Source organism: Neisseria sp. MVDL19-042950 (assembly GCF_030504625.1).
Taxonomy (GTDB): Bacteria; Pseudomonadota; Gammaproteobacteria; order Burkholderiales; family Neisseriaceae; genus Neisseria.
This window is the reverse complement of the sequence record NZ_JAUKWH010000011.1, coordinates 1-26,226: the sequence shown is the minus strand read 5'-3', so window position 1 is coordinate 26,226 and position 26,226 is coordinate 1. Positions and strand designations below refer to the sequence as shown.

26 protein-coding genes and 1 pseudogene are annotated in these 26,226 nt (G+C 50.9%); 15 read left to right on the top strand and 12 right to left on the bottom strand.

The features are described 5' to 3' along the window. Positions 1-47: 47 nt before the first annotated feature. A complete protein-coding gene (locus Q0X97_RS09535) occupies positions 48-968 on the bottom strand; it encodes a hypothetical protein (protein WP_302066623.1) in 921 nt (306 codons plus the stop codon). A 138-nt stretch (positions 969-1,106) separates the two neighbouring features. Continuing rightward, positions 1,107-1,781: a hypothetical protein gene (locus tag Q0X97_RS09530; protein WP_302066624.1), complete on the bottom strand. Its 675-nt coding sequence runs from the start codon at positions 1,779-1,781 to the stop codon at positions 1,107-1,109. Positions 1,782-2,014: 233 nt separating this feature from the next. Here Q0X97_RS09530 and Q0X97_RS09525 point away from each other — a divergent pair, with 233 nt between their 5' ends. The 7 genes from Q0X97_RS09525 to Q0X97_RS09495 all read left to right on the top strand — a co-directional run bounded on the left by Q0X97_RS09525 (position 2,015) and on the right by Q0X97_RS09495 (position 7,788). Beyond that, on the top strand, positions 2,015-2,818 hold the full coding sequence (locus Q0X97_RS09525; protein WP_302066709.1) for an NUDIX domain-containing protein: 804 nt from the start codon (positions 2,015-2,017) through the stop codon (positions 2,816-2,818). Positions 2,819-2,893: 75 nt separating this feature from the next. Then, entirely contained in the window at positions 2,894-3,334 is a 441-nt protein-coding gene (locus Q0X97_RS09520) for a hypothetical protein (protein ID WP_302066625.1), read from the top strand. Between the two features lie 119 nt (positions 3,335-3,453). Continuing rightward, positions 3,454-3,732 (top strand): accessory factor UbiK family protein, encoded by a 279-nt coding sequence (locus Q0X97_RS09515; protein WP_302066626.1) that lies wholly within the window; start codon positions 3,454-3,456, stop codon positions 3,730-3,732. A gap of 15 nt (positions 3,733-3,747) precedes the next feature. Continuing rightward, positions 3,748-5,238, top strand: a complete 1,491-nt coding sequence (locus Q0X97_RS09510) for a YifB family Mg chelatase-like AAA ATPase (protein ID WP_302066627.1) — start codon at positions 3,748-3,750, stop codon at positions 5,236-5,238. A 108-nt stretch (positions 5,239-5,346) separates the two neighbouring features. Further along, on the top strand, positions 5,347-6,144 hold the full coding sequence (locus tag Q0X97_RS09505) for an SPOR domain-containing protein (RefSeq protein ID WP_302066628.1): 798 nt from the start codon (positions 5,347-5,349) through the stop codon (positions 6,142-6,144). 16 nt (positions 6,145-6,160) lie between these two features. After that, positions 6,161-6,868 carry a thiol:disulfide interchange protein DsbA/DsbL gene (locus Q0X97_RS09500; RefSeq protein ID WP_302066629.1) on the top strand — a complete coding sequence of 236 codons (708 nt, stop codon included), beginning with the start codon at positions 6,161-6,163 and terminating at the stop codon, positions 6,866-6,868. A 92-nt stretch (positions 6,869-6,960) separates the two neighbouring features. After that, a complete protein-coding gene (locus Q0X97_RS09495; RefSeq protein ID WP_302066630.1) occupies positions 6,961-7,788 on the top strand; it encodes an undecaprenyl-diphosphate phosphatase in 828 nt (275 codons plus the stop codon). 183 nt (positions 7,789-7,971) lie between these two features. Here Q0X97_RS09495 and Q0X97_RS09490 read toward each other — a convergent pair whose 3' ends face one another. The 3 genes from Q0X97_RS09490 to Q0X97_RS09480 form a co-directional block, all read right to left on the bottom strand. After that, positions 7,972-8,319 carry an MliC family protein gene (locus Q0X97_RS09490; RefSeq protein ID WP_302066631.1) on the bottom strand — a complete coding sequence of 116 codons (348 nt, stop codon included), beginning with the start codon at positions 8,317-8,319 and terminating at the stop codon, positions 7,972-7,974. A gap of 167 nt (positions 8,320-8,486) precedes the next feature. Beyond that, positions 8,487-8,672, bottom strand: a complete 186-nt coding sequence (locus Q0X97_RS09485) for a zinc-finger domain-containing protein (protein ID WP_302066632.1) — start codon at positions 8,670-8,672, stop codon at positions 8,487-8,489. Positions 8,673-8,763: 91 nt separating this feature from the next. Further along, a complete protein-coding gene (locus Q0X97_RS09480) occupies positions 8,764-9,696 on the bottom strand; it encodes a branched-chain amino acid transaminase (protein ID WP_302066633.1) in 933 nt (310 codons plus the stop codon). Positions 9,697-9,974: 278 nt separating this feature from the next. On the opposite strand from Q0X97_RS09480, the gene Q0X97_RS09475 reads away from it, so the two are divergent. From Q0X97_RS09475 to Q0X97_RS09465, 3 genes are all read left to right on the top strand, one after another. Continuing rightward, positions 9,975-10,292 (top strand): lipopolysaccharide assembly LapA domain-containing protein, encoded by a 318-nt coding sequence (locus tag Q0X97_RS09475; protein ID WP_302066634.1) that lies wholly within the window; start codon positions 9,975-9,977, stop codon positions 10,290-10,292. A 6-nt stretch (positions 10,293-10,298) separates the two neighbouring features. Continuing rightward, positions 10,299-11,468, top strand: coding sequence for a lipopolysaccharide assembly protein LapB (gene lapB / locus Q0X97_RS09470; protein WP_302066635.1), 1,170 nt, complete (start codon positions 10,299-10,301; stop codon positions 11,466-11,468). Positions 11,469-11,643: 175 nt separating this feature from the next. After that, a complete protein-coding gene (locus Q0X97_RS09465) occupies positions 11,644-12,027 on the top strand; it encodes a DMP19 family protein (RefSeq protein ID WP_367881751.1) in 384 nt (127 codons plus the stop codon). Positions 12,028-12,115: 88 nt separating this feature from the next. Here Q0X97_RS09465 and gdhA read toward each other — a convergent pair whose 3' ends face one another. Continuing rightward, entirely contained in the window at positions 12,116-13,453 is a 1,338-nt protein-coding gene (gene gdhA / locus Q0X97_RS09460; protein ID WP_302067716.1) for an NADP-specific glutamate dehydrogenase, read from the bottom strand. A gap of 390 nt (positions 13,454-13,843) precedes the next feature. On the opposite strand from gdhA, the gene Q0X97_RS09455 reads away from it, so the two are divergent. Continuing rightward, the gene (locus tag Q0X97_RS09455) at positions 13,844-14,638 is read left to right on the top strand and encodes a thymidylate synthase (RefSeq protein ID WP_302066637.1); all 795 of its coding nucleotides are present in this window, start codon (positions 13,844-13,846) and stop codon (positions 14,636-14,638) included. Positions 14,639-14,750: 112 nt separating this feature from the next. Beyond that, entirely contained in the window at positions 14,751-16,379 is a 1,629-nt protein-coding gene (locus Q0X97_RS09450; protein ID WP_302066638.1) for an ABC transporter substrate-binding protein, read from the top strand. Positions 16,380-16,457: 78 nt separating this feature from the next. Here the strand turns inward: Q0X97_RS09450 and Q0X97_RS09445 are convergent, their stop codons facing one another. From Q0X97_RS09445 to Q0X97_RS09425, 5 genes are all read right to left on the bottom strand, one after another. Then, positions 16,458-17,837: a DEAD/DEAH box helicase gene (locus tag Q0X97_RS09445; RefSeq protein WP_302066639.1), complete on the bottom strand. Its 1,380-nt coding sequence runs from the start codon at positions 17,835-17,837 to the stop codon at positions 16,458-16,460. A 4-nt stretch (positions 17,838-17,841) separates the two neighbouring features. Next, the gene (locus Q0X97_RS09440; protein ID WP_302066640.1) at positions 17,842-18,036 is read right to left on the bottom strand and encodes a hypothetical protein; all 195 of its coding nucleotides are present in this window, start codon (positions 18,034-18,036) and stop codon (positions 17,842-17,844) included. 235 nt (positions 18,037-18,271) lie between these two features. Further along, positions 18,272-19,489, bottom strand: coding sequence for a nicotinate phosphoribosyltransferase (pncB, locus tag Q0X97_RS09435; RefSeq protein WP_302066641.1), 1,218 nt, complete (start codon positions 19,487-19,489; stop codon positions 18,272-18,274). 190 nt (positions 19,490-19,679) lie between these two features. Next, entirely contained in the window at positions 19,680-20,522 is an 843-nt protein-coding gene (locus tag Q0X97_RS09430) for a ScpA family protein (protein WP_302066711.1), read from the bottom strand. A gap of 14 nt (positions 20,523-20,536) precedes the next feature. Continuing rightward, positions 20,537-21,313: a tRNA threonylcarbamoyladenosine dehydratase gene (locus Q0X97_RS09425; RefSeq protein ID WP_302066642.1), complete on the bottom strand. Its 777-nt coding sequence runs from the start codon at positions 21,311-21,313 to the stop codon at positions 20,537-20,539. A gap of 139 nt (positions 21,314-21,452) precedes the next feature. Between Q0X97_RS09425 and Q0X97_RS09420 the strand changes: the two genes are divergently transcribed. The 3 genes from Q0X97_RS09420 (at position 21,453) to Q0X97_RS09410 (ending at position 25,351) form a co-directional block, all read left to right on the top strand. After that, positions 21,453-21,917 carry a universal stress protein gene (locus Q0X97_RS09420; RefSeq protein ID WP_302066643.1) on the top strand — a complete coding sequence of 155 codons (465 nt, stop codon included), beginning with the start codon at positions 21,453-21,455 and terminating at the stop codon, positions 21,915-21,917. Between the two features lie 234 nt (positions 21,918-22,151). Further along, a complete protein-coding gene (locus tag Q0X97_RS09415; RefSeq protein WP_302066644.1) occupies positions 22,152-22,682 on the top strand; it encodes a cupin domain-containing protein in 531 nt (176 codons plus the stop codon). A 491-nt stretch (positions 22,683-23,173) separates the two neighbouring features. Continuing rightward, positions 23,174-25,351 (top strand): malate synthase G, encoded by a 2,178-nt coding sequence (locus tag Q0X97_RS09410; protein ID WP_302066645.1) that lies wholly within the window; start codon positions 23,174-23,176, stop codon positions 25,349-25,351. Positions 25,352-25,862: 511 nt separating this feature from the next. Here the strand turns inward: Q0X97_RS09410 and Q0X97_RS09405 are convergent. Continuing rightward, a pseudogene (locus tag Q0X97_RS09405) lies at positions 25,863-26,226 on the bottom strand (hypothetical protein); the annotation flags it as partial.

Below are 26,226 nucleotides of genomic sequence, written 5' to 3'. Positions count from 1 at the left end.
AGGCCGTCTGAACATTTCAGACGGCCTCTTGCTTTTTAAGCCTAAATTTAATCATCTTCAAAATTTTTTATTATCGTCGAATTGGTAATATCTGTGATATCAATATTTTTTGTGTTGGGATAACATTTTTTACAAGGCTTAAATCCTAATTTTTCAAGAATAGTTGTATTTTCTATAGGTATATTAGAATTTATAGCAGTAGCATAATAGTAAGTCAGAAGAAGATCTTTCATTGAAAATCTAAATTCTTTTTTAAATTTGATTTCTAGATCTTCTTTTGTTGTGATATTTTTATTTTTTATTTTATTTATTCTAATTTGGTCTTCTTCACTTAAAGATAGATACCAACTATCAAATTTAGTTAATAATTGATCTATTTTCTCTTCTATTTTTTTTAAATTCCAATTGTCAAAACTTTCTCTTCCACTATTAGGACGAAATTGTTTCTCAAAATTAGACCAGCTAACTTTATTCCATTTTGTTTCTACTTGAGCGAGAAATTTCATCTTATCCCCATTATTAATCCAATCTTCAGGTGTCCTTATTTCATTATTTCTGTGATCAATGATAGGTGTCTTAAACCATAATCTAAACTCCTCTACACCTTTTGTTTTGTAAAATTCTAAAAAATTAGCAGGTAAGTTATAATTTTCATAATCTTTATTAAGCCACTCGCAGTATTTATCCCGATGAAATCTGGGTTCTCTTGGTTTTTTGGCTTTTTTAAAGTTATCTGTAGTTTGGATTTTTATCCACTTATTACATATTATTTTTTGAAATAGAGGATTATTTGGTTCAGTCAGTAATATTTTGCACAAAAATAATCTCTTTTTCTCTAAATCGCTGAACCAATCAATATCTTTATTTGCGTAAATTTTATTACACTCCCTTGTTAGGTCATCATTATTGAGCGTCGTTTCTCTGTCAGCAATTAATCGTCCAAAATTAAATCTAGAGATGTAAGCCATTTGTTCTCCTTTTCTTTGTCAAAGTTAGTTATAAATAGTTGTAATTAAAATATTAATTATTATCTAATTGATTAAGATATAGCATAATTAAAAGGCCGTCTGAAATCAATTTTTCTGACGACCTCATTTATCCATACCTCACAACTTCTTAAATTCCCAGACCTTCCCATCTTCATGAAAGCTCAAATAATACTGCGCGCCCACGGCTTCGATGGTAGCGGTGTGCCAGAAGCGTTTCTTTTGCTTGCCGAGCAATACGAAAGAAACGTAATAAGGTTCGGTGATAACGGCATCGACGGATTTTGCTTTGGCCGACCAGTTGCGGGCAACGGGCACGACATCGGCAAAGTGGACTTTGGCAAGCGGGGTGAGGTATTGGTAGCGGGCGATGCGTTCCGCGGCGGGGATACGCATGGTTTGGGTAAGCGTCCATCGGCCGCGTTCGTAAATGTAGTGGTCGATTTTTTCGGGTTGGTTGGGGTCTTGGATATCGACTTCGATGCGCGGGCGCACGCCGTCGAAAAAGTCTACGCTTTCATACACATTAACGGCTTTGCCTTGAAGCAGCGGCAGGTTTTTCAAAGCGTCTTCGGCGGCTTGCAGGGCGGTGGCGTTTTCCAATAGGTTGCCTTGATAAAAAACTTCGCTTTGCGAAGCTGCCGCAACGGGCGCGGCGGCAAAAGCGCGTCCGTTGTAGCCGTAGCCGTTCAGGGCTAAGGCGGTAAGCAGCACGGGCAAGACGGCCAATCGGGATAGGCCGGTTTGTTTACGTTTGTTACGGGATGCGGATGGCGGATTGGTCGGGGCAGGCATAGACGGTCGGCGGCGGTTGAGCGGAATGCAGAATTAAAGTAGGCTGAAAATAGCATTGTGCCGATGAAAATACAAGTTATTCCGGATAGGTTTTTCAATAACCGGTTTAAGTATATATTGTGTGCGCCGTCGATTTAAGCGGTGGCGGTGGCTATGAGGCGGATGACGGCTTTCGGGCATTTCTGTATATTCCGTTTTTCGCAAAAATTTCAGTGTGGTTTGGAGAAAATAAAATAATGGATTCTTCCCGTCCATTGGTTCGTGTGGTGGCCGGTGTCGTGTTGAACGAGCAGGGCCGCTATTTGCTCAGTTCGCGCCCCGAAGGTAAGCCTTATGCGGGCTATTGGGAATTCGCAGGCGGCAAGGTTGAGGCGGGCGAAACGGAGTTGCAGGCGTTAAAGCGCGAGTTTGAGGAAGAGTTGGGCATTCAAATCCGCCAAGCACGGCCGTGGCTGACTAAGATTCACGATTACGAGCACGCGCGGGTGCATCTGCGTTTTTTCCGTGTGGAAGCGGGGGATTGGTCGGGAGAAATTCAAGCACGCGAAGGGCAGGCTTGGTCGTGGCAGCGGGCGGGGGATTTCGACGTATCGCCGATGCTGCCTGCCAACGGCCCGCTGCTGGCTGCGCTGGCGGTGCCGACGGAGCTTCAAGGCCGTCTGAAAACGGGCTTGTATGGCGAAAACGGAATGGGCGGATACCGTGTGGTGCCGTTTGAGTCGGCGGAGCGGCAGCATGGAAATGTTTTGATTGAAGAAACCGCGTTGGTGAAGCGCGGCAAAATGCCGGAAGCCGACAGCGTTTGGGTGGTGATTTCCCGGCCGGAACAATGGCCGCACGTGCAAGATGCCGATGTGGTGGTGTGGCGGGTGCAGAATCCGGCTGCGGCGGAAGCGGTTTGTTCGGTGTTGGAAGACGGGGTTTCCGTGCCTTTGGTGGTATCCGCTGCACCTGACGCGGCGGGAAAATACCGCAACCGCTGGTTGGCGTTGGGGGCGCATACGGTATTGGTTAACGATGAAACCGAATGGGCCTGAAGGCAGCACGCCCGATTTTTTATTTTGATTGAGTTGTTATCACTAGATTTTTGATTGTTTTGAGGCCGTCTGAAAATGTCGAAATTAACCCGAAACCAGAAAATTTTGATTGCCGTTGTGCTGCTGGCGTTTGCTGCCGTGAAAGTTGTTTCTTTGTTGTGGTGGCAAGGGCAGCAGCCCGATATCACGCCGGTAAGCGAAGCCGCTTGTAATGTACGCACGGGCTGCCGGTTGCCAAACGGTGCGACCGTGAAGTTCAGTGAAAATGTTTCCGCCAAAGCCCCGTTCGATATCGTGGTGCGCGATGTCGGGCCGTCGGTGCCGGAAGTGTTTGTGAGCTTTTCGATGAGCAACATGGATATGGGTTTCAACCGCTACAAACTCGTCCGTCAGGAAGACGGCACATGGGCGGCAAACCAAATCCGCCTGCCGGTGTGCACGCAAAACCGCAATGATTATCTGGCCGACATCCATATCGGCAACGAGGTTTTTCAGACGGCCTTTACCGCAGAATAACACCGGTAATGCCAAAAACATGCCGAAGCCGTCTGAAAGTGCACCGTGCAGCGGTTTTCAGACGGCCTGATTCGCTATACAATGCCACAGACCCCATCCTAAAAAGAAGGAAGACCAAAATGATCGGTAAAAAACTATTTGAAGAAGTGTCTGCCAAACTGAGCGAGACCATCGCCAACAGCCCCGCCAAAGACGTGGAAAAAAACGTGAAAGCCATGCTGGGCAGCGCATTCAACCGCATGGATTTGGTTACCCGCGAAGAATTCGATATCCAACAACAAGTGCTGATTAAAACCCGCACCAAATTGGCAGAGCTGGAAGCGCGCCTTGCCAAACTCGAAGGCGAACAGCCGCTCCAGCAGGTAGAAACCGCCGAAGTGCCGGAACAAACCGAATAAGGCCGTCTGAAACAGATGTCTTTAGCCGTTGTTTACAGCCGTGCGTTAAACGGCATGAATGCGCCGTTGGTCGAGGTGGAAGCCCATCTTGCCAACGGTTTGCCCGCCTTCAATATCGTCGGCCTGCCCGATACCGAAGTCAAAGAAAGCCGCGACCGCGTGCGTGCGGCCATCATTCAGAGCGGATTCGATTTCCCCGCCAAAAAAATCACCGTCAACCTCGCGCCCGCAGACTTGCCCAAAGAGTCGGGGCGTTTTGATTTGCCCATCGCCATCGGTATCTTGGCCGCATCGGGGCAGATCGCCGGCGACAAACTGCCGCAATATGAATTCGCCGGCGAGCTGGCTTTGTCCGGCACCTTGCGCTCCGTGCGCGGCGCATTGGCAATGGCTTGGCAGGCCATGCAAGCGGGCAGGGCATTCGTGCTGCCGTCTGAAAACGCCGAACAAACCGCAGTAATGAGCGGCATCACCGTTTACGGTGCCGACAGTCTGGGTCAAGTTGCCGCCCATCTGAATGCGGTCGAACCATTGGCGCAAACCGTTTATGATGCGCATATCAGGTCGTCTGAAAACATCAATTTCCCCGATTTGAAAGACGTTAAAGGCCAGCATACGGCGCGGTTGGCTTTGGAAATTGCCGCCGCGGGCGGGCACAGCCTGCTGATGATGGGGCCGCCGGGCACGGGAAAATCGATGCTCGCCCAACGTTTGCCCGGTATTTTGCCGCCGCTGACCGACGAGGAATTGATTGAGGTGTGGTCGTTGCGCTCGTTGCTGCCTAATCATAGGCAGGAACTGGACTACAAGAAACCTTATCAAACCCCCCATCATACTTCCAGCCAAGTGGCCATAGTCGGCGGAAATTCGGGGCCCGGAGAAATCTCGTTGGCCCACAACGGAATTTTATTTTTAGATGAACTTCCCGAGTTTGACCGCAAGGTTTTAGAGGTGTTGCGCGAACCTTTGGAGAGTGGGGAAATTCACATTTCCCGCGCATCACACAAAGCGGTTTATCCTGCCAAGTTCCAATTGGTCGCAGCAATGAATCCGTGTCCGTGCGGTTATCTCGGCCATCCGGTCAAGCCGTGCCGCTGCACGCCCGAAAGCATAGCCCGCTACCGCAGCAAAATCTCCGGCCCGCTGCTCGACCGTATCGATTTAACCATCGAAGTACCCGGCCTTTCCGCCGCCGAACTGACGCGGCAAGAGGCCGGCGAAAGCAGTGCGGAAGTCTTAAAACGCGTTGAAGCGGCAAGAGAAAAACAGTATTCGAGACAGGGTAAAGTGAATGCCGCCCTGAGTGTTACGGAACTGGATACTATTGCAATGGTCAGTAAAGAGGCCCAACAAGTGTTGGGAGAATTGCTGGAAAAGCTATCGCTGTCGGCCCGCAGTTTCCACCGTATTTTACGGGTGGCGCGTACGTTGGCGGATTTGGGCAATGATGAAACGGTAAACCGCTCGCATGTGTTGCGGGCAGTAAGTTTTCGTCGGGCTTTGTAAGGGCTTTTGCCCAATAACACAAGATGTTGTTAAAATAAGCAGCCTGAAAATTCGGGTGGTGAAAGTGTTTTCAGACGGCATCTCGGAATAAAAAAGACAAGGTATTTTATGAACGCAAAAAAACAATACGGTAAAGGCCTTTCGGGTTTTATCCTTGGCTTGCTGTTGGCAACCGCTGTGATTGCAGGCGTGTTATTTTTCTTAAATAAAAGCAATCAGAAAGCTTTTAAAGAGGAAGCCCCGAAAGAGCTGCCTAAGCCTGAAATTTTAACGCCTAAAGGCAGCGAACCTGCCGCGTCGACACCTCAGCAGGCTTCCGGTGCCGCCAGCACGCCTGCTTCCGATGTATTGGGCGGTTTTATTCGGGAACAACAGGCTTCCGAAACGGTAGAAAAGACCGAAGAAACGCCTCCTGAAGTAATACCCGTGCCGCCGAAACCGGAAACCAAACCCGTTGAAAAACCGGTTCAAAAAGCCAAACCTAAAGCTGAAACCAAACCGGCCGAGAAAAAGGCCGATGAGGATAAACAAGAGCCTAAGAAAGCGGCCAAACCGACACCCGAGCAGATTTTAAACAGCGGCAGTATTGAAAAAGCCCGTGAGGAAGCCCGCGCCGAAGCCGCCCAAAAAGAAGCCGAACGTAAAAAAGAACGCCAAGCACAGTCTTCCGAAGAAGGTGGCCGTATCGTGCTGCAAATGGGTTCGTTCGGTAACCGTGAAAGCGCTGAAGCACACCGCGCCAAATTGGCGATGATGGGCGTATCGTCCAATATTGTTGAGGCGGCAGCCGGCGGCAAGTCCGTTTATCGCGTCCAAAGCGGCCGGATGAATAAAGAAGCGGCTCAGAAAGCGCAACAAACCCTTAAACAGAACGGTGTGGACAGTTTTGCCCGCACAGTGAAATAAAACTTAAGGAAGACACATGAAATTGAAAACCGTATTGCTGACTACCGTTGCCGCATTGGCATTGACCGCTAATGTTCATGCAGCGACCGAAGGTAAAGATTACACTGTACTGGCAAAGCCGATTCCCCAGAATCAGGCAGATAAAATCGAAGTATTGGAGTTTTTCGGTTATTTCTGCGTGCATTGTTACCACTTGGATCCCGTATTGCTGAAACATGCGAAAACCTTCCCTTCCGACACTTACCTGCGTACCGAACATGTTGTGTGGCAACCTGAAATGCTGGGCTTTGCACGCGTGGCGGCTGCCGTCAACAGTTCAGGTTTGAAGTATCAGGCCAACCAAGCTGTATTCCGTGCGGTTTATGAAGAGAAGATTAACTTGGCCGATTCCGCTACCTTCAAGCAATGGGCGGCGGCACAAAAGGGTTTCGACGGCAAAAAACTGATTGCCGCCTATGATTCTTTCGGCAATCAGGCCCAAGCGAAAAGAATGGAAGATTTGACCAATACTTATCAAATCAGCGGTACTCCGGCGGTTATCGTCGGCGGTAAATACCAAGTGAAATTTACCGGAGACTGGCAGGCAGGCATGAAAACGATTGATGAATTGGTGGCGAAAGTCCGTACCGAGCGCGGTATGAAAAAGCCGTCCGCCAAGCCGGTTGCAGTTGCGCCTGCCTTAAAAAGCAAAGGTGCATTGCTTGCCAAAGCTGCCAACAAATAACCATTTTGATAGGGCCGCAATATTGAGTTGTTCGGCTAATCGGGCAGCCGTAAGGCTGCCTTAATCATTGTCTCAAGGCCGTCTGAAAACTTATGGATATTATTTTGCTGTTCAAAGCTCTGATTTTGGGCATTATCGAAGGATTAACCGAGTTTTTACCGATTTCAAGTACCGGTCACCTGATTGTGGTGGGGGATTTGTTGAATTTTAAAAGCAACGGGAAAGTGTTTGAAATTGCCATTCAGTTGGGAGCGGTGTTGGCGGTTATTTTTGAATACCGCCAGCGGTTTACCCATGTTATTACCCATCTGGGGAAAGACAAAGCCGTTAACCGTTTCGTGGTAAACCTTGCCGTGGCATTTATCCCCGCAGCGGTTGTCGGGTTGATTTTCAGTAAGCAGATTAAAGTGTTTCTGTTTAACCCGATTACGGTTGCCGCCGCTTTGGTGCTGGGTGGTTTTATCATTTTGTGGGTCGAACGCCGCCAATCGAAAACCACACCTAAAGTAACGAATGTAGACGATATGAGAATGCGCGATGCTTTGGTTGTCGGCTTGGCTCAGATTTGCGCATTGGTGCCGGGCACTTCCCGCTCGGGCAGTACGATTATGGGGGGAATGTTGTGGGGACTTGAGCGCAAGGTCGCAACGGAATTCTCGTTCTTTTTGGCGGTGCCGGTAATGATTGCCGCAACCACTTACGATGTGTTGAAGCACTATAAACTTTTCACGATGCAGGATATCGGTTTGATTGTTGTCGGTTTCGTTTCTGCATTTGTAGCCGGCTTGTTGGCGGTGAAAGCGTTATTGAAGTTTGTCGCTTCTAAAAACTATGTGCCGTTTGCTTACTACCGCATTGTATTCGGCGGGTTGATTTTGCTGACTTGGATAATGGGTTGGGTGGACTGGACGGAGATGTAAGTAAGGCTTTTTCAGACGGCCTCTTGTGTAAGTGAAATAAAAAAGACGCAATATGCGTCTTTTTTATTTTTATAGTGGCAGACCTTAACAGCATGCCGCGTTTAAACTGTACCACCTTGCAGCTTTATGCCTCGCATCATAAAACAACACACTTTCTTTGGCGGAGAGTCGGGAAGTGGCGGATTAATCGGTTTCTCTATAAACGGTTTTTTTGCCCTTACGGGTTAAGATGGCGCGGTCCGACTGCACGTGCCAGCGGGTAGTGGCATTGCCGTATTCCGCTCCTTTGGCCCACGACTGGATTTGTTTGAGTGTTTCCACCGTATTGCCTTGGCGCAGTTCGACGGTAAGCGGGCTGTGGTTGTTGTGATAAACGGCGGTAATACGTCTGCCGTTGGCGGCTTTATAGTTGATATTGTAAGTTTGCGATTCGGCAACTTCCGGCGTGGGGGCATCGGGGCGGACGGCTTTTTGTGAACCGCAGGCGGTACAAAGAAAGGCGGTCAGTAAAATAACGGCATGTTTTTTCATATGTTTGCTCTGTGTTGATTTGGAAAAGCAAAACGGCGGAGGCTCGGCCCTTGGCCGTTTGATGGGCTGGTTATGAAAGTTCGTTTTTATTTTGCATCAATCCGGCTGATGCACGATATGCGGCCGGTTGCGGCGGATAAACTTATTTTCATAACGGCAATGTTAACTTAGTGGGATTTGGCTTCGCCTTCCAGTTTATATACTGCGCCGCAATACGGGCATTCGATGGTGCCGTTGGACTGAATCGGTAAAAACACGCGGGGATGCCCGTTCCAAGTTTCGTTTTGAGGGCCGGAACAATGCAGCGGCAAATCGTGCGGGGTAATAACGATGGGGTTGTTTTGGTCGCTCATGGTTTTGTCCTTTTTTTGTAAGCAGGCCGTCTGAAACTTTTAAGTTTGGGTGGAATTTTTTCAGACGGCCTGCGGTGTATCAAGGCTTCGGTTATGGGTGTACGTAAGTCAGCCAGTGGTCGTATTTTGGATTTTTGCCTTGTACGATGTCGAAATAGCGTTGCTGGATTTCGGTGGTAATCGGGCCGCGTTCGCCGATGCCGATTTCGCGGTTGTCGATTTCGCGGATAGGGGTAACTTCGGCGGCGGTGCCGGTAAAGAATACTTCGTCTGCGGCGTAGAGTTCGTCTCGGGTGATGCGTTTTTCGATAACCTGCAATCCCATTTCTTCCGCAATGGCAATCACACTTCTGCGGGTAATGCCGTCCAGCGCCACATCGAGGGCGGGAGTGTAGATCTTGCCCTCGTTGATCAAGAAAATGTTTTCGCCCGAACCTTCGGCCACATAACCTTGTGCGTCCAGCAGGATGGCTTCGTCGTAGCCGTCGCGGGTTGCTTCGGTGTTGGCAAGAATGGAATTCAGATAATTGCCGTTGGCTTTGGCTTTAATCATATGGATATTGGGATGGTGGCGGGTGAACGAACTTACCCGCACACGAATGCCGCGTCTCATGCCTTCTTCACCTAGATATGCTCCCCACGCCCATGCGGCGAGGATAACCTGTACATCGTCGTCTTTCGGTGCCACGCCGAGCTTGGCCGAACCGTAGTAGGCCATCGGGCGGAAATAGCACGAATGCAGATCGTTGACCTTCACCACGTCGATATGCGCCTGATTGATTTCTTCTTGGCTGAACGGCAGCTTCATGCCGAGGATTTTGGCGGAGTTGAAGAGGCGTTTGGTATGTTCTTGCAGGCGGAAAATGGCGGGGCCTTTGGAAGTTTCGTAAGCACGTACGCCTTCGAATACGCCCATGCCGTAGTGCAAGGTGTGGGTGAGAACGTGGGTGGTGGCATCGCGCCATTCGGTCAGCTTGCCGTTTACCCAGATTTTGCCGTCGCGGTTGTCCATTGTTAAGGCCATGATTTGCTTTCTTCTTATGTGTAATGTTGGAGGGGGAGCTGTGCTGCGGGAAACGGCCGCATTGTGGGCGGCCTGCAACTGCGGCTACGGCAGTTTTTTCGGGCAGAAAAGCGGAATAATCTTTTGCATTATAACCGTTTTTCGGGTGTCGCTGGCAAGCCTTGAGAGGCCGTCTGAAAGGCTTGGACGTATCCTAAACGGGGCAAATCGTTTAAACTGTTGGCCAAATAAAATTTGCTTTCAGACGGCCTGAATTTGCGCCATATACGGAGAACCCGATGAAAATTGTTTACCTTATTATCAAACTGATTGTTTTGCTGGTGTTTTTGGTGTTGGCAATCAGTAATACCCAAACCGTGCAGTTTTTCTATCTGCCCGCCCAAAGCGCCGATTTGCCTTTGATTGTGGTGTTGTTCGGCGCATTCGTTATCGGTGCGGTTTTCGGTTTGTTTGCCTTGTTCGGCCGTTTGCTGGCTTTGCGCAGCGAGAATAACCGTTTGCGTGCCGAATTGAAAAAATCCGCCCGCATTAGCGAGCGCGATTTGGCTGTACCTCAGGTGCCCGCCGCTGCGGTTTCCGCCAATAATAAGGAATAAACCGGCATGGATACCGAAATCTGGATTTTGCTGCTGCCGATTATTTTACTGCCCGTTTTTTTTGCAATGGGTTGGTTTGCTGCACGGGTGGATATGAAAGCGGTGTTGAAACAGGCCAAAACCGTGCCCGGCGGTTTCTATAAAAGCCTTGATGCTTTGGTAGACCGCAACAGCGGTAAAGCGGCGCGCGAATTAGCCGAAGTGATCGATCAGCAGCCGCAGTCTTACGACTTGAATCTGACTTTGGGCAAACTTTACCGCCAGCGCGGAGAGAACGATAAAGCCATCAACATGCATCGGGCGTTGTTGGATTCTCCCGATACCGTGGGCGAAAAGCGTGAGCGCGTATTGTTCGAGTTGGGGCAGAACTATCAAAGCGCAGGGTTGGTCGACCGTGCGGAACAGATTTTTCTCGGCCTGCAAAACGGCAACATGGCAAAAGAAGCGCGGCAGGTGCTGTTGAGCATTTACCAGCAAGACCGCGACTGGGAAAAAGCCATAGAAATGGCACAATTGTTAAGCCATGACGAGCAGACGTACCAGTTTGAAATCGCCCAATTTTATTGCGAGCTTGCGCAAGCGGCATTGTTCCAATCCAATTTTGAAACCGCCCGCTCTTACGTGCAGAAGGCGTTGGATGCCAATAAGAAATGCACCCGCGCCAATATGATTTTGGGCGATATCGAGCAGAAGCAGGGTAATTTCGGTGCCGCGATTGAGGCTTATACCGCGATTGAAAAACAAAACCATGCTTATCTGAGCATGGTGGGCGAGCGGCTGTACGACGCTTACGATGCGCTCGGCAAAGCGCAGGAAGGTTTGAACGTGCTGACCGGCTATATGAAAACCTTTCCGCAGCTTGATTTGATTAATGTGATTTATGAAAAATCGCTGTTACTGAACGGAGAGGGCGAAGCCGCCCAAACCGCGGTGGAACTGGTACGCCAAAAGCCCGATTTGAGCGGTGTTTACCGTTTGCTCGGTTTGCAGTTGAGCGAGTTGAATCCGGCTTGGAAAGCGGATGCCGATATGATGCGTTCGGTAATCGGCCGCCAGTTGCAAAAAGCGGTGATGTACCGTTGCCGCAACTGCCATTTCAAATCCCAAGTGTTTTTCTGGCATTGCCCCGCTTGCAACAAGTGGGAAACGTTTACGCCCAACCGAATCGAAGTATAGTTTTCAGACGGCCTCTTAAATTAAGAGGCCGTCTGAAAATCATTTGAAACCCTGTTAAAGCAAAACATCATGTCCGCCCCGATTATCGACCTTTCCGCATTCGATCCGCAGAATCCGGCTGTATACATTGACCGCCTCTTATCTTGAGTATTGCGAAGCCAATAACGACAGTGAAATGGCTTTGTTAAACGACGAGCAACATACGCTGTTGGCTTATTGTTATCTCGACAGCCAAGTGCAGGAAGGCGGTTTTGTACAGTTGATTGCAGCAGGTTACGGCGAATATATTTTCATGAACCCGTTGGCCGACAGCTTGCGTCGCTGGCAGATCAAGCCGACACCGAAAATCATCGACAAGGCCAAAGTATTGTATGCCGAGCACGGCGAAGCAATCGAATCGCTTGCCGCGGAGGAAACACCGTTAGAAGAAATCCGCGCCAAGTTTGCGGAATTCGAAGAGCTTGACGGTGATTATTATGAAGTGGCGGATGAGGATTTGGCAGCAGCGGCAAGGTATGTGTCGGCCAATCTGAAAAAATTTGCATTGCCCTCGGAGTGATTCAATAAAGCCGCCCGCGTGAGCCATATGAAGAAAGGCCGTCTGAAACGTTTCAGACGGCCTTTGATATTGCCTGTTTGAAAGCAGATTACACCACACCTTGAGCCAGCATGGCATCGGCCACTTTCACAAAGCCCGCGATGTTGGCACCGTTCACATAGTTCACCACACCGTCTTCCTTGCCGTAAAGCAGGCAGGATTCATGGATGCTTTCCATGATGTCGCGCAGACGGGTGTTTACTTTTTCAGACGGCCACGACAGCCGCAACGCGTTCTGACTCATCTCCAAGCCCGAAGTGGCCACGCCGCCGGCGTTGCTGGCTTTGCCCGGAGCATAGAGGATTTTCGCTTTCAGGAAAGCGTTCACCGCGCCGATGGTGCTCGGCATGTTGGCACCTTCGGATACGCAGAAGCAGCCGTTGGACAGCAAAGTTTGCGCGTCTTTTTCGTCCAGTTCGTTTTGGGTGGCGCAGGGCAGGGCGAGGTCGCACGGAATGCCCCACGGTTTTTCACCGGCGAAGTAAGGCAGGTTTTGCTCTTTGGCGTAAACAGACAAACGTTCGCGGCGTACTTCTTTCAATTCTTTCAAGGCTTCGAGTTGGGCTTCGGTCATGCCGTCGGGGAAATGCACGCAGCCGGAAGAATCGGATACGCTCAATACTTTTGCACCGTTATGCAGCAATTTTTCACAAGCATATTGCGCCACGTTGCCGGAACCGGATACCACAGCGCGTTTGCCGGCCAAAGAGTCGCCGCGGGTTTTCAGCATGGAATCGGCAAAGTAAACGGTGCCGTAACCGGTGGCTTCGGGGCGGATCAAACTGCCGCCGTAGTTCAAACCTTTACCGGTGAGCACGGAAGAAAACTCGTTGCTCAGGCGTTTGTATTGGCCGTAGAGATAGCCGATTTCACGGCCGCCCACGCCGATGTCGCCGGCGGGAACGTCGGTATTTGCACCGATATGGCGGAAAAGTTCGCTCATGAAAGATTGGCAGAAACGCATAACTTCTTGATCGCTTTTGCCTTTGGGGTCGAAATCGGAGCCGCCTTTGCCGCCGCCCATGGGCAGTGTGGTCAAAGCGTTTTTAAATACTTGCTCGAAAGCTAAGAATTTCAATACCCCCAAATCAACGCTGGGGTGGAAGCGCAGGCCGCCTTTGTAAGGGCCGATAGCGGAGTTCATTTGCACGCGGTAGCCACGGTTAACCCGCACGTTGCCTGCATCATCTACCCACGGTACACGGAACATAATCACGCGTTCCGGCTCGACGATACGTTCCAACAAACTTTGCTCGGTGTAGCGGGGATTTTTGGCCAAGAAAGGGCCGAGGCTCATAAAAACTTCTTCTACGGCTTGGTGGAATACGGCTTGGTTGGGGTCGCGTTGTTTTATTTGTTCAAAGAGATTGTTGAGATTAACAGACATGAAATTTCTCCAAGAGATTACTAGAGGTGAATGTAGAAAAATTGAATTACGGTAAAAAATAATATAAACCCGTTTTAAATAGTTGCCAAGAAGAAAATGAGTAAAATTGTTGACATTATTTTTTTACATTTTTGTAGAAGTGGAATTTTAGAATAATTTTTAAATTTAATTTGAATATAATTGTTAATTAATTTGATTTTTTTAAATTTATATTTCAATATCGGATATTGTAAAAATGAAAAATTTTTATATCCGGCTTGAGAATTGATTTGAAGCAAATTTGCCTTTTGCTTCGAAGATAAGGGCAAATACAAATAAGGGATGGAATGTTACAATGCACCATTTTTCAGACGGCCTGAAAAACAATCCGACACATACTAAAGGAACCCTATGAAAGCCTATCAAGATTTAATGCGCTATGTGCTTGAAAACGGTATCGACAAGTCCGACCGCACCGGCACCGGCACGCGTTCCGTGTTTGGTTACCAGATGCGTTTTGATCTGGGCAAGGGCTTTCCGCTACTGACCACCAAAAAACTGCATCTGCGTTCGATTATTCATGAGCTGTTGTGGTTTTTAAAAGGCGATACCAATATCAAATATCTGAAAGATAATAATGTTTCGATTTGGGACGAATGGGCGGACGAAAACGGCGATTTGGGGCCGGTTTACGGCTACCAATGGCGTTCGTGGCCGGCTCCGGACGGCAGGCACATCGACCAAATCGCCCAGTTGGTGCAGCAAATCAAAAACAATCCCGACAGCCGCCGCCTGATCGTGTCGGCATGGAACCCCGCGCTGGTGGATGAAATGGCACTGCCGCCTTGCCATGCGCTGTTTCAGTTTTATGTGGCGAACGGCAAACTTTCATGCCAGCTTTACCAGCGCAGTGCCGATATTTTCTTGGGCGTGCCGTTCAATATTGCCAGCTATGCGCTGTTAACCATGATGGTGGCGCAAGTGTGCGGTTTGGAAGCGGGCGAGTTTATCCATACGTTCGGCGATGCCCATTTGTACAGCAATCATTTCGAGCAGGCTAAGCTGCAATTGAGCCGCGAACCGCGGGCCTTGCCAACCATGAAGTTGAATCCCGAAGTGAAAGATTTGTTTGACTTCAAATTTGAGGATTTCGAGCTTACCGATTACGACCCCCATCCGCATATTAAAGCGCCGGTTGCCGTATAAATTGCTAGGAGGCCGTCTGAAAGTACTTTCAGACGGCCTTTTGTCGTATTTCTGTTTTGCGGCAAAATAAATTCCGCTATATTTTGCGCTTTATATCGTTCTGGAGAAAAACATGTTGTCCGTACCGTATCGTATTTCAGCTTTGGCGTTTGCGGCCGTTCTGCTTGCCGCCTGCAACCAACAAGAAAGCACGCAGCAAACACCTGTCGGGAAATCCTCCGGCAATACGGTAACGCGCAACAATGTAACCGAGCCGCAGTCGCTTGATCCGCACCAAATTACCGGCGTGCCCGAAATCAATGTCGTGCGCGATCTGTTCGAAGGCTTGGTCGAAACCGATGAAAAGGGAGCCGTCGTGCCGGCCGCCGCCGAATCTTGGGAAAGTGCCGACAACCGGACATGGACATTCAAATTGCGCCCCGATGCCAAGTGGAGCAACGGCGATCCGGTTACCGCCGAAGATTTCGTATATAGCTGGCGGCGGTTGGTTGACCCGAAAACCGCATCGCAATACGCTTCCTATCTTCAGGCGGCCCAGATTGCCAATATCAACGACATTCTCAAAGGCAGCAAAGCTCCCGACACCTTGGGTGTGAAGGCGCTCGATGCGCATACATTGCAAATCACCCTTACCGCCGCCGTGCCGTATTTCCCGCAAATGCTTTATCACGCCTCCACCAAGCCCGTGCACCGCGCGACGGTGGAAAAATACGGCGTGAAGTGGACTCAGCCTGAAAATTTTGTCGGTAACGGTGCCTATGTAATGAAAAAATGGGTGGTTAACGAGCGCATCGAACTGGCGAAAAACACGCAATACCGTGATGCCGATAATGTGAAAATCGACAAGGTGGTATTTTTGCCCATCGGATCCCAAACCGATGACGTAGCGCGTTACGAAGCGGGCGAGGTAGATATTTCCGATGCATTGCCGCCGGAAATGTATGGAAAACTCAAAGAAAAATATCCTAACGAGCTGAAACTCAGCCCGTATCTCTGCACATATTATTTTGAGATCAACAACCAAAAAGCGCCGTTTACCGACGGGCGCGTGCGCAAAGCCTTATCTCTCGCACTCGACCGCGATACCATTGCCGCCAAAGTATTGGGGCGTGGTGAAGAAGCCGCTTATAACTTGACCCGTGTCGGCACGGCGGGCTTTACGCCTTATACGCCGGAATGGACGAAACTGGACTATGCCGCCCGCGTGGAGGAAGCCAAAAAACTGTTGGCCGAAGCAGGATATAGCGAGAGCAAGCCGTTGAAATTTACTTTCCTCTACAATACATCCGAACAGCATAAGAAAATTGCCGTTGCCGCCGCTTCAATGTGGCAGCAGTCGCTTGGTTTCGTGAAGGTTAATCTGGAAAACCAAGAATGGAAAACCTATCTCGACAACCGCCGCAGCGGTAACTACCAGCTTGCCCGCGCTTCGTGGTGCGGCGACTACAACGAACCTTCCACTTTCTTGAATACCCTGCAATCCGCCAGCAGCAGCAACCGTGCGTTTTACAAAAACAGCCAATACGACGCTATTTTGGCAAAAACCTTACAGGCAGGGGTAAGCGACGAAGAGCGCAGTAAGTTGTATCGGCAGGCGGAAGAGCAGATTGATAAAGATACGGCCATTATTCCGGTTTACGGTTATGTGAACTCACGTTTGGTAAAACAACGTATCGGCGGCTATTCAACCGAAGACGTATTGAATGAACTGCCGAGCAAACGGTTGTTTATTAAAGAATAAAGGTTGGATTAGCCAAGAGGCCGTCTGAAATGTCTTTTCAGACGGCCTCTTGGCATGATGGAGGACCATTCCGAACCGTTAAGTACCGTAGTTCGGTTGCAGCAGGGCACATTTGGGGCGTTCGCGGCGGCTGCGGCGCGAGCGGCCGGCGATTTTGCCGCAGGCGGCTCCGGGGTCGTTGCTGTCGGCCTGCTTGTCGTTGCGGGCTTCGCGGTTGTCGCGGGAGCGGCTCTCGCGGGCATTACTGCGTTCGCGCGGTTGGCGTTGGCAGGCTGTGGCGGAACCGACGGCGGTTTCGACTCCCCACCAGCTCGGTTCGAAGCCTTCGATGCGTTCGATTTCGATGTTGTTGCCGGTCAGCTCTTTAATGGCTTCAAACATTTTCTGTTCTTGCTCGTCCATCAGCGAGATGGCTACGCCGTCGGCACCGGCACGGCCGGTACGGCCGATGCGGTGGACGTAGTCTTCGGGCTGGGTGGGCAGTTCGTAGTTGATCACGAACGGCAGTTCGGCAATGTCGAGACCGCGGGCGGCTACGTCGGTGGCAACCAATACGCGCAAATTACCTTCTTTGAAAGCGTTGAGGGTTTCGAGGCGGGTTTGCTGCGATTTGTCGCCGTGGATGGCTTGGGCGGCCAGCCCGCGGCGTTGCAGGTCGCGGGTTACTTGGTCGACGCTTTGTTTGGTTTTGCAGAACACGATCACTTGGTTCATGTTCAGGTCGACAATCAGCCGTTCGAGCAGGTTGCGTTTGCGCATGGTGTCGACGGCGATAACGTGTTGCTCGACGTTGGCGTTGGTGGCGTTTTGGGCGGCCACTTCCACTTGCTCGGGGCTGTTCATGAAGTCTTGCGCCAGCTTGCGGATGGGCGGGGAGAAGGTGGCGGAAAACAGCAGGGTTTGGCGCTGCTTGGGCAGCATCTGCATGATTTTGCGGATGTCGTCGATAAAGCCCATGTCGAGCATGCGGTCGGCTTCGTCGAGTACGACGATTTCGACTTTGGCGAAGTTGATGTTTTTCTGTTTCACATGGTCGAGCAGGCGGCCTACGGTGGCGACGACGATTTCGCAGCCGGCACGCAGGTCGTTGGTTTGCGCGTCCATGTTCACACCGCCGAAGAGCACAGTGTGGCGCAGCGGCAGGTTTTTGATATAGCCGCGCACGTTTTGGTCGATTTGGTCGGCCAGCTCGCGGGTGGGGGTCAGTACCAGCATGCGCACGGGGTGCATGGCTGGGGAAGTGCTGGGTGTGGCGTAGCGTTTCAGCCGTTCGAGGCTGGGCAGCATGAAGGCGGCGGTTTTGCCGGTGCCGGTTTGGGCGGCGGCCAAGAGATCGTGGCCGGCCAATGCTTTGGGAATGGCAGCGGCTTGGATGGGTGTGGGTGTTTCGTATCCTTGCTCGGTAAGGGCGGAAACGATTTCGTTGCCTAAGCCGAGTGATGAAAAGGTCGGGTTCATGATTTTATACTTTTACTTTCGTTTCAGACGGCCTCGACATGCGTTTAGCGGAAAGGCCGTCTGAAATATGGTTAATACGGTTTGGTGTGATGGTATGTGTTTGATAAAGATATAGTGAAATCAACGACAAATCGGCAATATCGGGTTGCACGGCGGTTGTTTCCTGTGCGCAGTCGGTATCTGTTGCGGTTGATTTCACTATGGGGCGGGCGGATTATGCCGCCTGCCGTGGAAAACGGATGCTTATTATGCCATAAATCTTGAGGGCTTTCAGACGGCCTGAAACTTTTGTAAGGCCGCTGTCTGCGATGCATTTCTGCATTGTGCAAACTCTGTTTACGTTATGAGGCCGTCTGAAACCATTTGGTTCCCGCTTTGATGAGGATGGAGCGGAAGGGAAGGTTTTCAGACGGCCTTTTACAGAGGGTCGGTTATTACGCTTCGGGTTCGGGCACTTGGAAAACCTGACGCAGATAGGCGAGGAAAGTGTCGTTATCGGTCATGGTTTTGCCGGGGCTGTCGGAAAGTTTGGCGACGGATTGGCCGTTGCATTCCACCAGTTTCAGCACGATATTGAGCGTGGTGTGGCCCAAATCGTTGGTGAGGTTGGTGCCGATGCCGAAGCTGGTTTTGAAACGGTCTTTGAAATATTGGTGCAGCGCCCATGATTTGTCGATATCGAGGCCGTCTGAAAAGGTCAGCATTTTGGTGCGGCTGTCGATTTTGAGCTTTTTGTAGTGCGCGTAGGCTTTTTCCCCCCAAACGTAGGGGTCGCCGCTGTCATGGCGCAGGCCGTCGAACAGCTTGGCGAAGTAAAGGTCGAAATCGCGCAGGAAAGCATCCATGCCGACAACATCGGTGAGGGCGATACCGAGGTCGCCGCGGTATTCGCGCACCCATGCTTCGAGGGCGGCTTTTTGGAAATCGCGCAAACGCACATCAAGCGATTGGAACGCCTGCAAGAATTCGTGTGCCATGGTGCCGATGGGGGTGATGCCGAGTTTTTTGGCTAAAAATACGTTGCTGGTGCCGCGTACGATGTCGGGTGCGGCGGCATGCAGGGTGCGGACGACATGCTCCTGCCATGCCAATGTATAACGGCGGCGGGTGCCGAAGTCGGAAATGAGAAAGGGCGGATCATTGGGGTTTTGGGAGCGGGCCAGTTCTTTCAGACGGCCTGCTTTTATTTGCAGGCGGCGTTCGCCTTCGGCCAATATTTCAGGTGTTTCGAGACGGCGGAAATACAGTTCGTTGACGATGGCGAGAATGTAAATTTCAAAGAACATGGCCTGTATCATCGGCCCTTCCACTTTGATGTGCAGGCGGCTTTCGTCGTCGGTACCTACTTTGACGAAGCGGCGTTTCAGTTGGAAAAGCTCCAAGTAATCAACGAAGTCGCTTTTGATGAAACGCAGGCTGCGCAAATAATCCAACTCTTCTTGGGTTAATCTCAAAAGGCACAGTTCGTCTAGTTCGCGTTCCAGATCCTCGCGGATTTCGGCAAGAGGATAAACGGTTTGGTCGTTGTTGCGGCAGCGGAATTCATATACGCCGTGGGCTTGGGGAAATTGGTGAAGAATAACCTGCAACATGGTGAATTTGTAGAGATCGGTATCAAGCAGCGATTGGATAATGGGAGCGTGCGGTGTCATGATAACGGTTCTTATCTTGTTGGCTGAATTGCCATTAAACCACGTTTAGGCGGTTTTGTGGCGTTTTCGTTTCAGACGGCCTGTTGCCGCAGGGTGTATAAACGGCTGTTTTGCTGTCCGAATTGCCCCGCCGGATGCTTACGCTTCCCAGCAATCCAATCAATAGTTGACTTGCACGGTTACGGTATCTTTAGTGTTTATCTGATTCGGCTGCTTCCAAGCCGTCGTTTTTAATGTGTATTTCAATCTCGGCAAAATTTTCAGGCTGGATGATGCGCACCAAACCTTCTTTTGCCAATTCCAGCAAAGCGATAAAGTTGACCACCACATAAGCGATGCCTTGTTCGGGATGAAACAGCTCGGAAAAACGGCATTGCCCGCGTTCGTTTAAGCGGCGCAAGATACTGCTCATTTGCGCGCGCACCGAAATCGCTTCCTGCACGACGGCATGGCTGCGGGTGTGCTTGGCGCGGGAAAGGATGTTCAGCCATGCCTGTGTGAGATCGGCAACGTGTACGTCGGGCAGTTTGGCTTCGACGGCAATTTCCAACGGCAGATAAGCCCATGCGAAATCGCGTCCGGCGCGGGGCAGGGCGTCCAAACCGGCGGCGGCGAGCTTCATTTGTTCGTAAGCCAGCAGGCGGCGCACCAGTTCTGCACGCGGGTCGGCTTCTTCGCCTTCTTCAACGCTTGCCGGTTGCGGCAGCAGCAGCCGCGATTTGATTTCAATCAGCACCGCTGCCATCAGCAGGTATTCTGCCGCCAAATCAAACTGATAGGCTTCCATCTGGGCGACGTAGTGCAGATATTGTTCGGTGATTTTTATCATCGGAATATCCAGCACGTCGATATTCTGCTTGCGGATCAGGTAAAGCAATAAATCCAGCGGTCCTTGAAAGCTGTGCAGCACCACCTTGAGCGCGTCGGGCGGGATAAACAAATCCTGCGGCACGTCGGTAACGGGCTGGCCGAAAATCCATGCGACGGCATTGGGGTTGTGCGTTGTGCCGTTTTCAGACGGCCTGTTTTGCATATCGGTACCCACAGTCATTTTTTACCGCCGATTTTTTCAATCGCAGCCTGCGCGCAATACAGGCCGAATGAGGCGGTTACCAACATGCTTGCGCCGTAGCCCGCGCAGGACAATCCTTGCGGGGCGGCATCGGCGGCGCAGGCTTCACCCGATTGCGGCGGGGTGATGTTTTCGGTGGAAAACACGCAGGGTACGTTCATTTTGGCTTTGGTGTCGCGGGAAAAGCCGTAGCGTTTGCGCAGAGTGTAGCGCAGGTTGGCGAGCAGTGGGTCATGGGTTACGCGGCTTAAGTCGGCCGTCTGAATCAGCGCGGGGTTTTTCTGGCCGCCTGCGCCGCCGCTGAGGATAAAAGGCTGTTTGTGCTGCACGAAATAGGCCGCCATGGCTGCTTTGACGCACACTTGGTCGATGGCGTCGATCACAAAGTCGAAAGGCCGTCTGAACAGTTCGTCGAGGTTTTCTTCGGTAACGAAGTCTTCGATTTCGGTAACTTGGCAGGCGGGGTTGATTTGCAGGATGCGTTCGTGCAGCGAGCTGACTTTGGCTTTGCCGAATTCGGAGGTTAGTGCGGGGAGCTGGCGGTTGACGTTGGATTCGGCCACGTTGTCCAAATCAATCAGGGTCAGACGGCCGATGCCGGTGCGTGCCAAGGCTTCCACCGCCCAAGAGCCGACGCCGCCGACACCGACCACGCATACATGTGCGGCGGCGAAGCGTTGTAGGGTTTCATCACCGTACAAACGGGCGATGCCGCCGAAACGGCGTGAAGAAACGGAAGCGGGGTCGGACATAAAGGTGCCTTGTGATAAATCAAAATTCGACAAAAAAACGCTGGCAAAACAGCGCAGCGGTATTATACTGCAAGCTCATTAATGAATCACATTTCACACGACAGGCCGGCGGAAGCCGGTGATGGGAAAGGAGAAGACGATGTACAAACATTTAGTGGTTGCCGTTGACGGCAGTGCTACTGCGTTGAACGCTTTGCAGCATGCTTCCGAGTTGGCGCGGGTGGGTAATGCGCAACTGACTTTGGTGCATGTGGCCAATCCCGCCGAATATATGGCGTTGGCTCCCGAATTTCTGCAACACGAAAGTTATGAAGCCGCCGCTATCGCGCAGGGTAACGAGGTGTTGGAATTTGCGGAAAAAAGTGCGAAAGAAAAAGGCGTTGCCAACGTAGCCAAGCATTTGCTGGTAGCCAATAAAGGCGCGCGCGAAATGGCTCAGGAATTGGTGGATTATGCCGACGAGCAGGGCGCGGACCTTTTGGTGCTCGGCACACACGGCCGCAGCGGTTTGATGCATTTGCTGATGGGCAGCTTTGCCGAAACCGTGATGCGTCAAAGCCATTTGCCGCTGTTAGTGATTCGCAGCGTGTCTGAAGAAGAATAAGTTATCGTTTGAAAGAAAACGGGTCGTTTGGAAAATATCGTTAGCGTGTTTTTCAGACGGCCTTTTTTAATGCCGCCCGATAAAAGCGTATTGGGTGTTGCCGCCGTATCAGGGTTTCGCAGTTTGTCGGAATCGGGAGGCGAGAGTTGGTTTTTTGTATGCAAACCAAGCCGCCCATGCGGTTTCGACAGGTTGTGGGCTTATTTTTCGTTGTGTTTTTTTAAGGAAACTGCCATGAAGAAAGAAGCACTGTTTGTTGTGATTGCCGGGTTGTTGAGTGTTAATTTTGCCGTTGCCGCGCCGCCGACACCTACCCAAGCGGATAAAACACCGGTGGATAGAAGCGTGCAGGTTTATAAAAAAGGCAAGCTGATGCAGTGGAACCGCGAGAAAGCAGGCGGTGGCGAAGGGCCTTTGTTGGGCGAATTTGCCTATACGCGCCATCAAACAGACGATCAGGATGCGTTTAGGGAGGCTGGTTGGCTGACTTTGCCCAAGGGTGCATCCATCGGGTTGCATAAGCATATAGATAATGAAGACGTTTATATTATCGTGTCGGGAAAAGGGCTGTTTACCGATTCAAATAACAAAGAAACCCGCGTAGGGCCGGGGGATATTACGATTGCCCGCCCGGGACAGAGCCATGCTTTAAAAAATATAGGCAGCAAACCGTTGGTGTTTATCAATGTGGTTGCCCAGCGCGCGCCTTCTGCGGTTAACCCTGCCGCAGGTAAAGCTGTACCGGTAAAAGAGAAAGCCAAATAGTATTGTTTTGGGGAAAGCAGAGGTCGTCTGAAAAGTTTTCAGACGGCCTCTTTTTATCAAGGGGAAGGAGTGTGTGGCCGTAATATATATCTACTGCGGATTGCAGCGGTTTTAGGCTGTTTTAATATTCGATACGAATTCCATCCGGTTGGAGTTTGGTGCCGCTGCAATTAAATTTTTGCGCGGCTGCCGGTTGCTACGCGCGCAGATAGTATTCGCGGACATGGCTTGTGATTTTGACTTTTATCATAGTGGGGAATTGGAAGCACATCGGCATGCGATTGCCGCCCATGAAGACCGAGGCCGTCTGAAAAATGAAAATGTAGTTACGTGAAACCGATTGAGTGGAAAAACTTTTTTCAGACGGCCTGTTTCATAAAAAGACGGTTTCTGACTATGGATTATTCCCGCGATTAGTGGTATTTTCGCGTTAACTTTGTCGACAATGCGCAAAGCACAATCAGAAAAACATTCAATTCAGGAGAATCATCATGGCATACAACTACACTCAAGCCGCCGGTTTGCAGGTGGACAACCATCTCTATCAATTCATCGAAAACGAAGTGCTGGCGAAACACCCCAACGTGAAATCCGCCGAATTCTGGCAAGGCTTCACCGAGCTGGTGCAAAAATTCGCCCCGTGCAACCGTGCGCTGCTTGAAAAACGCGACGCCATCCAAGCCAAAATCGATGCATGGCACAAGCAAAATCCCGGAGCGGTTAAAGATGAAGCCGCTTATCAGGTGTTTTTGAAAGAGTTGGGTTATTTGGTTGATGTGCCGTCTGAATTCAAAATCTCCACCCAAAATGTCGACCGCGAGCTTTCCGAGCAAGCCGGCCCGCAATTGGTGGTGCCGATCAACAACGCCCGCTACGCCCTGAACGCCGCCAACGCCCGCTGGGGCAGCCTGTATGACGCGCTTTACGGTACCGATGCCGTTGACCAAAGCGGCGACTTGGCACCCGGCAAAGGCTACAACCCCAAACGCGGCGATGCCGTGATTGCCTTCGCCCGCGAATTTCTCGACAACAGCATTCCCCTTGCCAACGGCAGCCATAAAGACGTTACCGCCTACCAGGTGGCCGGAGGCCGTCTGAAAGCCACCTTGAAAGACGGCGGCGAGAGCGGTTTGGCCTCTCCCGAATTATTCGTCGGCTACAATGGCAGCGCCGAAGCCCCGACTTCATTATTGTTCCTGCACAATGGCCTGCACATCGACATCTTGATCGACAAAAACAGCCCCATCGGCAGCCAAGACCCGGCGGGCGTGAAAGACATCATCTTAGAAGCCGCCTTGAGTACCATTATGGACTGCGAAGACTCCGTAGCCGCCGTGGATGGCGAAGACAAAGCATTGGTGTACGCCAACTGGCTCGGCCTGATGAACGGCACGCTCACCGAAGAAGTGGAAAAAGGCGGCAAAACCTTTACCCGCAAACTCAATGCCGACCGCGAATACACCAAACCCGACGGCAGCGGCCAATTCAAACTGCCCGGCCGCTCGCTGCTGTTTATCCGTAACGTCGGCCATCTGATGACCACGCCCGCCGTACTCGATTCAGACGGCAACGAAATCCCCGAAGGCATTCTCGACGGCGTGATGACCGCCTTAATCGCCCCGTTTGACCTCAACCGCAGCGAAAACAAAAACAGCCGTTCCGGTTCCGTCTATATCGTGAAACCGAAAATGCACGGCCCCGAAGAAGTTGCGTTTGCCAACGAACTGTTTGCCGCGTTTGAAGACTTGGGCAAACTGCCTCGCAACACCCTGAAAATGGGCATTATGGACGAAGAGCGCCGCACTTCCGCCAACCTCGCCGCCTGTATCCAAGCCGCCAAAGACCGCACGGTGTTCATCAACACCGGCTTCCTCGACCGCACCGGCGACGAAATGCACACCTCCATGCACGGCGGCGCATTCATCCGCAAAGGCGACATGAAAACCAGCAAATGGATCAACGCCTACGAATTAAGCAACGTCCAAACCGGCCTGCAATGCGGCTTGCGCGGCAAAGCCCAAATCGGCAAAGGCATGTGGGCGATGCCCGATCTGATGGCGGAAATGCTCAAGCAGAAAATCGGCCACCCCAAATCAGGCGCAACCACCGCTTGGGTGCCGTCGCCCACCGCCGCCACCCTGCACGCCATGCACTATCACCAAGTGAACGTGTTTGACGTACAAGAAAACCTGTTGGCACAACCCGCCAAAAACTACACCGACGACCTCCTCACCATTCCGTTCGCCGCCGAACGCAACTGGTCTGCCGCCGACATCCAGCAAGAATTGGACAACAACTGCCAAGGCATTCTCGGCTATGTGGTGCGTTGGGTGGAACAAGGCGTAGGCTGCTCGAAAGTGCCCGACATCCACAACGTCGGTTTAATGGAAGACCGTGCCACCCTGCGCATTTCCAGCCAACACATCGCCAACTGGCTGCTGCACGGCGTGGTTAGCGAAGCGCAAGTGCGCGAAACGCTGGAACGCATGGCCGGCGTAGTGGACAAGCAAAACGAAGGCGATGCGGCATACACGCCGATGGTCGGCCGTTTCGACACCTCCCCCGCCTTCCTCGCCGCCTGCGATCTGGTGTTTAAAGGTACACAACAGCCGAACGGCTATACCGAACCGCTGCTCCACCACTGGAGACGTGTCGCAAAGCTAAAATAGTAAACTGAATATAAAAATATATTTTTTAAAAAAGCTATTTGAAATTTTTTCAAGTAGCTTTTTTTGCGGACCTAAAATGACAATTGATAAATTTTGTGAGGGCGGTGCGGTATTTCGAGTCTGCCTATTCCAACCTTCAATTTGTTTAGTAGTGAATAGTACGATAAAAAAGCCCTTCGTTGTATCTTGAGGGAGTGGAAATGATTGGATATAAATTATTAAAAATATGTGATATTGAATTTTCGGCAATGAAATGATTTTCAATAACTATCGGTTTAAAATTTTTATTTTATTATTTAAAAAACCGTTAATCATAAGAAAATACCGCTTGATATGATAATTGGAAGAATATAAGCATCTAAATTAGAATAAATACGCAAATTATTGTAAGCGTTAATGAATTCTTACGCCTGCTATGAAATTTGTTGAAAAATATATTTAAAACTTACATTTGGGAGTATCAATTATGAAAGATTTTTATTCCGGCTATCAATCAGGATCATCTGCGGATCTAGCTTCTGATTTTTGCCTGCAATCCGAACCGGAACCAGATCCTTGTCCGGAGCCGGATCCTGAACCAGATCCTTGTCCCGAACCTGAACCGGATCCTGAACCAGATCCTTGTCCCGAGCCCGAACCGAATCCTGAACCAGATCCTTGTCCCGAGCCCGAACCGGATCCTGAACCAGATCCTTGTCCCGAGCCCGAACCGGATCCTGAACCAGACCCTTGCCCCGAGCCCGAACCGGATCCTGAACCAGACCCTTGTCCCGAGCCGAAACCGGAACCTAAGCCTGAACCGAAACCGGAACCTAAGCCCGAGCCGAAACCGGAACCTAAGCCCGAGCCGAAACCGGAACCTAAGCCTGAACCGA